Genomic DNA, 9447 nt, shown 5'->3' with positions numbered 1-9447 from the left:
CGCGACTTCGCGGGGCCGTGGTGATCCACAGCCGTGCACTCGCCAGGCCCAGGGCGGTGAAGCCAGGGGCGACCAGTTGTGCGAACCGGTTGTCGCGCTGGACGGGCGGTGAGCATCTGTCCCGCCGGGTGGGATCGGCGCTCACACCTCCTGTCGAGCCCCCTTGGCCCACGGGCCGATCAGGGTGCCCGGCGCGGCCGGGCTCGGCCGACCGCGGTGTGCGTTTCGCCGCGGATCTCCAGGGGCTTGATGGCGCGCTCAGGAGACGATTCCGGCGAGCAGCGTGTCGAGTCCGTCTTTGATGCGTTCGAGGCTCATCGTGCGGCGCTGGTGGACGAACAGCTCGGCGGCCAGCGGTGCCAGCAGGGCGTCGGCCAGGTAGTGCGCGTCCAGACCGGGGCGCAGCTCACCGATCAGCATCGCCAAATGCTGGTGGTAGGCCGTGTAGGCGCCGCTTTCCACGCGGGCCATCGGTGTGGCGGACTCCGCGGTCAGCAACAGCTCCGCCTGGTCCTCGGTGCGATCGGCCAAGGCGCGCAGGAAGGCGCGTATCCGCACCGCCGGGGGCGCGCCGGGGCCCAGGGGCGCGGGCCCGCGCAAGAACGCGTCCTGGAAGCGGCGTTCCTGCTCGTCGACGAGCGCGTAGACCAGGCCGGAGAGGTCGGTGAACCGGCGGTAGACCGTGCCGACCCCCACCCCGGCGGCGGCCGCCACCGCGTCCATCGACAGGGCGCCGACGCCCCGCTCGGCCACGATCGCCATGGCGGCCGAGAGGATCCGCCGCCGGTTGCGGGCCGCGTCCGCTCGCTCGGAAGACCGGCGCCGACCAGGCTGGTCGAGCATCCCCCAACCCTATCGGAGAGCTTTCCGGTTGAATTCGGAGGATCCTCCACTTACGCTATCCGGAGTATTCTCCGGATAAGGGGTTTGAACACATGGCGAACGAGGGCGACCTCACAGGCAGGGCGGCGCTGGTCACCGGCGGCAGTCGCGGCATCGGCGCGGCGGTCGCCCGGGCTCTGGCCGAGCGCGGCGCCGATGTCGCGATCACCTACGTCGACGCGGCGGACCACGCGAAGGCGGTCGTCGCCGATCTCGAGGCTCTGGGACACCGCGCCGTCGCCATCCGCACCGACGTGGCCGACGCGCACGCCGTCGCGTCCGCCGTGGACCACGCCCGCGACGCCCTCGGCCGCCTGGACATCCTGGTCAACAACGCGGGCATCTTCCCCAACGGGCCGCTGGAGGATGTCCACCTCGACGAGATCGACACCGCGCTCGCCGTCCACGTACGTGCGGCCTTCATCGCCGCGCAGGCCGCCGCCCGGCACATGGACGACGGCGGACGCATCATCAGCATCGGGAGCTGCTTCGCCGAGCGGGTCCCCTACCCCGGCGTCACCCTCTACGCCATGACGAAGGCCGCGCTCACCGGGCTGACCAAGGGGCTGGCGCGCGACCTCGGACCACGGGGCATCACCGCCAACGTCGTCCACCCCGGCTCCACCGACACCGACATGAACCCCGCCGACGGCCCCGGCGCCGACGCCGAGCGCGAGCTGATCGCCCTCGGCCGCTACGCCGAGGCCGAGGAGATCGCCGCGACCGTCGCCCACCTCGCCGGGCCCGCAGGCGCGTACATCACCGGTACCACGATCGCCGTGGACGGCGGCTTCGCCGCATGACAAGCCCTACGAGAACGGGAAATACACAAATGGCATGGCTCATGCTGTTCGGTGCGGGGCTGCTGGAGATCGTGTGGGCGATAGCCCTCAAACAAAGCGCCGGGTTCACCCGGCCTTGGCCCACCGCGCTGGGTGTTACGACCGCCGCAGCCAGCTTCGCCATGCTGACAGTGGCCCTCAAAAGCCTGCCCGTCGGCACCGCGTACGCCGTGTGGGTCGGCGTCGGCGCCCTCGGTGTGGCCGTCACCGGCATCGCCGTCCTGAACGAAAGCCACTCCCCCGCGCGGCTGACGTTCCTCGCCTTGATCCTCACCGGAGTCATCGGCCTCAAGGCGATCGGCGAATAAGGGTCGGCTTTCTACGGAGCCGTCATTTCCGGCCAGGCTCATCGGAGCCTATGTAGGAGCCCGGCCGCAGCCTCACCCGCTCACGCCAGGGCGGGCGCCACGATCTCGGAATCAAACGGCAGTACGTCGGCTCCGTGGCCGATTCGCAGGATGTAGGCGCCGGTGCAGCCGCAGGAGTCCACAGCCGCTCATGGCCGATCTCTAGAACTTACCAGGAACTCCCCTACCGCCCCCACGTTGACGCTCATTGGCCTCACGCACGAGGAATTCATCAACACTCGGCAACGTGTGCGCCGTTTCACCGGTCCCCCTTTGGGGGGCTGGTCCACCATAAATCGGATCAAGCGATGGCCAGTCAGACGATGGATTCAGAGGATCGAGCGGCAGCTCGTAGCCAAGCGGGCTGTCCAGACTGTAGGGATCATAGGGCGCGTACTGCCACTGCCCTGTGGGCAGCGGCAGGTAGTCGGGGCTTGGCAGGACCATTCCGCTGTAACTCAGCTCCCGATGCGCGGCGGCGATGCGGGCGAACGCCAGCGTTGTGGCGTCGTCGAGCTCGGGCGGTGGCACAGGCAGCAGGGTGTTGGCGGACAGCTACTTCCAGTAGACCGAAGCCGTGTGACGCAACCGAGAACCACGCGCGGTTGCGTTAGTGGAGATCAAGACATATCCGGTTTCGAGAGCATGCACCTTTCACAGGAGGTCGTGGCGGTGCTGGGGCCCGTTGCGAGTACGGGGCCGCACGACTCCGGCTCCGAGCGCGCCGGATGACTGCTTCTGCCACGAAACTCTCGCTCCACCGCCAAGCTCCTGGACATCACACGGTAGGTCGAAAGGACTCGGACCCACCGCTACGAATCAGACGCAGCCCGGAGGTCGGTGATGAGATCTGGCAGGACTTGTTCCTCCTCTACACGCACGGCGCGTCCGGTCATCGCCGCGGCCAGCGAGGGGTCCCATGGTGTGGCGGTTCGGCGCCCTGTAAGGGGAGTGTTCGAGGTCGCCTCGCGGTAGGCGGCCGCGTCGTAGCGCCAGGGGCGCCAGCCGATACGGGTGTGGACGGCAGCGGCGATGGCGACTCCGCCCCAGTCGAAGTCGCCGTGGTAGGCGAACGTGGCGGAACCCTCGGCGAGGAGTTCCAGCAAGCGCCAGACCGCAGCGGACGGGCGTCCGTTGCAACACACCAGAGGAGGGCAGGATGGACCGAGGGCGTCGGCAGCCGCGGTGAGCACGACGGGGTTCTCGCAGATCCGGACCATACGGACGCGCATAGGGGCGGGATGGCGGCGAAGCTGGCGCAGCGTGAGCGACACCGGCTCGCCGTGCATGGCCGCGAGCATCCGGCCGGTCGCGGTGCCGGTGTCGCCGGGCAAGCCCAGGCACAGCACGGTCGAGGACAACTCGTCCAGTTGGACGCCGACGGCGGCCCAGGTGTCGCGGCGGGATTCGGCACCGCCGTCCGCGCGGAACGGCAGGCCGGCGAGGGCACGGGCACAGGAGAAGGCCAGCGTTGCCAGGGGCCGGCCGTCGTCGAGGGCGTGTGCGCTGCCGCAGGTCTCGGCGGCGAACCGGCTGAAAGGGGTGCCGGAAGCGGGCAAGCCCCGAACGACCTCGGCGAGGTGCCGCAGTATCGCGGCGGCCTCGCCGGGGCCGGACGTGAGGCGGCGGACGAGGCCGGAGGAGTCCAGCCGGTCGCGCCATTCGGCCAGCTCGGGGCGGGCGGAGAGCGCCTCGTCCAGCGGGGCGAAGGCGCGAGCCCAAGCGGCGGCCGTGTCGGCGTGCTCGCGGGCCAGGTCACGGACGGGACCGTCGAGGATCTCCACGGCGGCGGCCAGCCCGTCGACGCAGGCCCCGCTCGCCCGCAGGACGCGGTCGACCTCGGCGAGGGACACCGTGAGCGATGTGCCCGTCCCGGCGCGGCGGCCCAGCAGCAGTTCGATCGCGCGTCGTTGGGACGCGGTGGACCCGGTGAGGGTGACGGTCCCGGTGAGCGCGCGGCCCCGTTCCAAGCGTTGCCGGATCCGCTTGACCAGCCAGGACGTGTCGGGGCCGCCCAGCAGCCGCCGCAGGCGGTCGATGTCGGTCATCCGAACAGACCTGCCTGTCCGGCCGCGGGCTCGGGTCCGGACGGGTCGGTCTCCTCCTGGAGGGACGACCGCCCAGAGCGCCCCGCACCAGCCGCGCCGACTCTCCTCCGGCCATTCGGCGGGTCGGCCCGGGTGCGTTTCCGGCCATCCCAGCGCCACGGGGTCACCAGGACGGCGTCGATGCCGTCCCGGCGGGAGAGCTGGCAGATCGACAGGCCCGGCACCTGCGGGTAGCAGCCCCATTCCCGTTCGCTGGTCATCACCACGTCCATGTCGAAGGTGGCCAGCAGCCCGAGACATTTGGCACGCGAGTCGTCGTCCACCCCGGCGAACGCCTCGTCCAGCGCGACCAGCCGCGGCGCGTGCGGGTTGCCGGCCGACTTGTAATGCGCGGACGCCGCCGCGAACAGCGGGACGGATGCGGCGAGGACCCGTTCGCCGCCGGACGCAGGACCTGTCGCGGGACGCCACTGCCCGTCCTGGAGCCGCTGGATCGTAAAGGCGTGCCAGGACCGGTAGTCGAGCGCCTGGGTGAGTTGCTCGGTCCAGCCGGACGCCGGGTTGTCGGCGTGCTCGCGGGCGATCTGTTCCTGCAGGAACCGGCCGACGGCGGCGCGGTCGTCCGGCGACCAGGCGTCGATGGTCTGCCGCAGGCGCTCCCGGACCCGCTCCAGTCCGTCCGGGGCGTCCCTGGCCGGCTTCCAGACCAGCCGTAGCCGCATCCCGGTGGACGTCGGGCGGGCGGTGAGCTCGGCGTTCATCTCCCGCACCTCGTCCTCGGCGGCGGCGATGAGCTCCTGAAGGGTGCCGGCGACCTCGTTCAGCAGATGGTTCTCCAGGATCTCCCGCTCGCGGGCCGACAGCAGCCGGGCCCGGTGCCCGGTCTCGGCCTCCAGCGCGTTCGTTAGACCGGGGACGTCGCGGCTGCGGCCCTGGAACAGCACGTCCACGACCATGATGCCCTCGCGCAGGGTCAGGCCGACCGAGTGGCCGTGCCGGGACATCGCGTCCGACAGCAACTTGTGCTCCTCGGTCACCTTCTTCTGGATGCGGTCCCACGGACCGTCGCCGTCGTCGACCGTGTCCAGTTCGGTGTTGACGGAACGGGCCAGCAGCACGGTGGGATTGGCCGCCCACTCGTGCTCCGGGTCGGGGATGTCCAGGCCGGGTAGCGCGACGGCCAGCAGGCCGGTCGCGGCGAAGGACCGGAACTCGGCGACCGCCTCGTCGCGGGCGCTCGCGGCCTCGGTGATCTTGTCGCGAAGCGTGTCGCGCGTCCCCTGCGCCTTGCCGCGCTCCTCCAGCGCGGCCCGTTCCCGGCGACGCGCCGCCGACTCGGCGCGATCGCGTTCGACCATGGCGGACTTGACCTGTTCGAGCCGCCGGAACAGCTCATCGACCGCGGCACCCGCCGTCTCGACCAGCGCCCGATGCCGCTCGGCGGCCGTGTCCGCCTCGGCACGCGCCTCAACGGCCTGCTCCGCGGCCTCCGCCGCCCGTTCCCTGACGCCGGCGAGGTCTTCTGCGGCCTCGCGTGCCGCTTCGCGCGCCGACAGCAGCGCTTGCGCGGCGGGCCACAGCTCCGCGAGCGTCAGCCGGTAGTCGGTGACGGCCTGACGTACCTCGGCCAGCTCGGTCTCGCCGGTCGGCAGGCCGACGTCCGCGGCGAACTCGCCGGCCCGTTCCTCCGCGGCGGCGGCCTCGTCACGGCGCCGTGTCGCGACCTCGTTCGCGCGAGCGAGGTCGGAGCCCAGCTCCCCTCGCCTGCGATGCTCACCGGCGAGCCGGACGTGCGCCTCACGCAGGTCCGTGTCGTCCGGGATGGCGCGGTGTTCGGCCGCCAGCGTCTCATGGCGTGATGTCAGCTCGTCCAGCTCCGCGTCCAGCGCCTCGATCCGCGACCGGGTCTCGCCGAGGTCCTCGCGGAGCCGTTCGACGCGGGCGCGGCGGGCGGCCTCGCGGGCGCCCTCGCCGATGAAGCTTGCGTGGGCCTTGTGCCAGGAGCCGCTCAGGACGCCGTTCGCCCACCGGCCGTCCACCGTCACCCAGGTCCGCGCGCCGGGTCCGAGGCCCAGCCTGGCCAGGACGGCGCGCACGGCGTCATCATCGAGCGCGGCGGCCTGCGGGTCGGCGCGGTCGATGGCCGGGCGGAGCACCAGCGCGCACGAGGGCCCCTGGACGGCCCCGCCCGTCAACAGGAACGTGTCGTCGTCGCCGACGAGGGCGCCGTCCGGCGTCACCCAGGCGTCCAGGATGCCGGCGGCCTCCAGCGCGGCCTCCAGCCCGGCGCGATGGTCGTCCGGCACGGCGCCGTCGAAGTCGACGACCTTCCACAGCGGCGCGCCTTGCCTGCCCTCGCGTGAGCCGGTGCGCGTGTACGGGACGGGCGGGACGTCGTGCCCACCGGACTCCAGCCGTTCGATCTCCTCCAGCAGCGCCTTCTCCGCCGCGCGCTCGGCCCGCAGCCGGGACCGCACGTCGGCGGTACGTCCGCCCAGCGACGCGGTCGCCGCGCGGGCGGCGTCGTCCACGGCGGTCGCGGCGGGGTTGCGCCCTTCGGCATTCTGTGCCCATTCCTCCAGCTTCGCCAGGACCGCGTCAGGATCGTCCACACCGATTTCGGTGAGCCCGGCGAGGTAGGTGACGAAGGCGTCCAGCAGCTTCGCCGCACCCGCCTTCGTCAGCGTTTCGGCCGCGCTGATCCGCTCGGACGCGGCCTGCAACTCGCCGCGCAGCCGCTCCGTTTCGGCGATGGCGGTGTCCAGCCGCGTCCGGGCGGCGGCGACGGCGGCCATCAGCCGGTCGAGCTCGGCAAGGGCACGGGACCGGTCCTCGGCCAGCGCGCCGGTGACGCGGCGTGCCGCGGCCGGATCGCCTTGCCAGCCTTCCAGCGCCTCGGCGTGGGCGGCACCGCATCCGGAGCGGCCCGCCAGCGCCGCCGCACGGTCCCGGACGGCATTGAAGGCGTCCTCGGCCGCGCTCTCGCGTGATCGCGCCGTCTCGGCCCGAGATCGCTTCCGCACGGTCTCAGCGGACAGGTCGTCGCGGTCGCGCTCCCGCGCCTTGGCGTAGTCGTCGCGCCGCCGTGCCTCCTGGCCCGCCTGATCGATGCGCTCGGCGTCCCGCATCTCCGGGCTCGTCTCCAAAGCCTGGCGGCGGGCCTCCAGCCGGTTCTTCTCCGCGTGCAGGTCCTCCAGGAGCCGCCCGGTCTCCGCCAACTCGGTCTCGGCCGCCGCGAACCGCGCCTCCGCCTCGCCGAGGTCCCGGTTCAGATGCTCGTAGCGGCTCTGCGTGAGCCGCGGTCCGGCGGCCTTCCGCTTCGCCGCGATCCGGGCGTACCGCGTGTAATGCCCGAGGAAGTCGGTCGCCGCCTTGTGCGCGTCCTCCAGGGCGCGCAGCGCCTCCCGCTCCTCGTCGAGCCCGCGGAACGCCTCCGCCACCGTGGTGATCAGCGCCGGGCTGAGCGGCGGCAGCGCCTCGGTCAGCGCCCGAGACAGCAGCCGCTCGTCCGGCTTCTTCGACAACTGCGGCTGGCGGAGCTGGATCAGCAGGTTGACCAGCGCCTCGTAGCGGCGCTCGCCCAGCCCGAACAGCGCCTCGTCCACGGCGCGCCGGTAGTCGGACGCCCGGTCGTAGACCAGGCCATGCCCGTCCACCACCTCGCGCAGCTTCTCCCGGGTCAGGGGCACACCCCCGTCCGACAGCAGCGACAGGTCCACGCCGAAGCGGCGGGTCGTGATGAAGAACCAGTGCCGGACGATGCCACGGTCCTTCACCGCTTTCAGTCCGCAGCCGAGAGTCCGGTACTCCTCGGTACCATCCGGGTGGCGGCGGCCGAACTCCAGCCAGGTGTAGCCGAGCCTCTCAGGATGCGGGTGCTTGCCACCGAGCAGCAGGTTCCACTCCATGCGCTTCTGCCGGTCGCCGTCGGGCTCGACCCGGTGCGGGGACAGTTCCCCGTCCAGCAGAAACGGCAGCGTGAGCGCGAGCACCTTCGACTTGCCGGTGCCGTTGTTGCCGCGCAGCAACAGCCGCCCGTCATGGAACGGGAACTCCTCGACGTCGTAATAGAACATGTCGACAAGCCCGGCCCGCAACGGCTTCCAGCGCTCGGACGACGCAACGGGCGCCGCCCCCGTCCTGGTGATGCCCCCCGTCATCGAACGGCCCTCCCCGATTCCCGGATGGTCGGTTGCTCCACGGCGTAGCGCGCGATCGCGGGACGTGCCCGGACCCGACCGGGCAGCACCTCCACCAGCCGGAGTGCCGCCAGCTTCCCGAGCGCGATGGTCAACAGCTCCTCCTCGGCGCCCGGCTCCGTGACGCCCTTGCGCCAGAACGACTTGTGCCGCACCGCCGCATCCCGGACGAACGCGGCCAGCTCGTCCCACTCGGCCGACTCGCGTCCCGACAGGTACTCGGCGACCAGCAGCGTCACATGCCCGTCGGTGCGCTGCTCGGGCATCCGCACGTCGGTCAGCTCGTCGTCCGGGTCGACCATCGCCAGGCCCTCGGCCCGCACCTCGGCGACCAGCCCCGTCGCCTCCTCGATCCGGCGGGTGATCGCCGCGCGCTGGGAGATCAGGTAGGCGCGCTCGGCGTCGTCCAGGTCGTCGTGATACACCACCGGATCCTCCAGCAGCCTGCGGGTCAGGCCGTGCCGCAGCGCCCGGTTGCGCAGCTCGTCGGTGTCGGGGACGGGCTCATCGGTCAGCTCGGCAAGCCGCTCGGAAAACCCGGTGGCGGTGATCGTGGACGGTCCCCGCACCCCGGTGAGCAGCGAGGCGAGGACGACCCGGCGCACGTCGTACAGGACGTCCCCGGTCGCCGACAGGTAGGACTCCTCGTCGCCGGACACCTTCCGCAGCGCGCCCCAGCCCAGCAGCAGCCGTACCACCGCTACCAGATCAGACCGCTCCGCACGGCTGTCCAATGTGAACGGGAAGGCCAGGCCGGGTTCGGCGGCGGCGTTCACTATCTCCTCCGCGAGCCGTCCCAGCGTCGTCTGCGCGTCGGCGCGCTCCAACACCGCCAGGGCCAGGCACAGAACCACGTAACGTCGTCGCCCGAACGGCTCCCCGGCCTTGCCGCGTGCCGGGTGCGTGCCGTCGTCCAGGGGCGGTGCCGTCTTGAACAGCCGGGCCGTCTCGGCGTCCACCTGGAGCCGCCAGCCCGTCTCCCGGCCCAGCCATTCACGCAGCTCCGCCTGATACCTGCGGACCAGTACCAGGCTCTCCGGATCGGACTCGGCGGTCAGCAGAGGCCGGCGCAGCAGCGCCCGCAGCGCCGCGCGCCGTCGCGAGGCGTCCTCGTCACTCATGCGCGTCA

7 protein-coding genes are annotated in these 9447 nt (G+C 71.9%); 2 read left to right on the top strand and 5 right to left on the bottom strand.

What is annotated here, in order from left to right; translation table 11 throughout:
• Positions 1-258: 258 nt before the first annotated feature.
• The gene (locus ACGWYJ_RS31025; RefSeq protein WP_395110000.1) at positions 259-843 is read right to left on the bottom strand and encodes a TetR/AcrR family transcriptional regulator; all 585 of its coding nucleotides are present in this window, start codon (positions 841-843) and stop codon (positions 259-261) included.
• Positions 844-935: 92 nt separating this feature from the next.
• Between ACGWYJ_RS31025 and ACGWYJ_RS31020 the strand changes: the two genes are divergently transcribed.
• The gene (locus ACGWYJ_RS31020; protein WP_395109999.1) at positions 936-1685 is read left to right on the top strand and encodes an SDR family NAD(P)-dependent oxidoreductase; all 750 of its coding nucleotides are present in this window, start codon (positions 936-938) and stop codon (positions 1683-1685) included.
• A gap of 29 nt (positions 1686-1714) precedes the next feature.
• A complete protein-coding gene (locus ACGWYJ_RS31015) occupies positions 1715-2032 on the top strand; it encodes a DMT family transporter (RefSeq protein WP_395109998.1) in 318 nt (105 codons plus the stop codon).
• A gap of 201 nt (positions 2033-2233) precedes the next feature.
• On the opposite strand, the gene ACGWYJ_RS31010 is transcribed toward ACGWYJ_RS31015, so the two are convergent.
• From ACGWYJ_RS31010 to ACGWYJ_RS30995, 4 genes are all read right to left on the bottom strand, one after another.
• Positions 2234-2602 carry a hypothetical protein gene (locus ACGWYJ_RS31010; RefSeq protein WP_395109997.1) on the bottom strand — a complete coding sequence of 123 codons (369 nt, stop codon included), beginning with the start codon at positions 2600-2602 and terminating at the stop codon, positions 2234-2236.
• Positions 2603-2883: 281 nt separating this feature from the next.
• The gene (locus tag ACGWYJ_RS31005; protein ID WP_395109996.1) at positions 2884-4119 is read right to left on the bottom strand and encodes a TIGR02679 family protein; all 1236 of its coding nucleotides are present in this window, start codon (positions 4117-4119) and stop codon (positions 2884-2886) included.
• Positions 4116-8279, bottom strand: coding sequence for a TIGR02680 family protein (locus ACGWYJ_RS31000; RefSeq protein WP_395109995.1), 4164 nt, complete (start codon positions 8277-8279; stop codon positions 4116-4118). The genes ACGWYJ_RS31005 and ACGWYJ_RS31000 overlap by 4 nt, the downstream gene beginning before the upstream one ends.
• Positions 8276-9439, bottom strand: a complete 1164-nt coding sequence (locus ACGWYJ_RS30995; RefSeq protein ID WP_395109994.1) for a TIGR02678 family protein — start codon at positions 9437-9439, stop codon at positions 8276-8278. The genes ACGWYJ_RS31000 and ACGWYJ_RS30995 overlap by 4 nt, the downstream gene beginning before the upstream one ends.
• Between the last annotated feature and the right edge of the window lie 8 nt (positions 9440-9447).

Source organism: Actinomadura sp. SCN-SB, from assembly GCF_043906805.1.
Lineage (GTDB): Bacteria > Actinomycetota > Actinomycetes > Streptosporangiales > Streptosporangiaceae > Spirillospora.
This window is presented reverse-complemented; position numbering and strand designations above follow the sequence as displayed.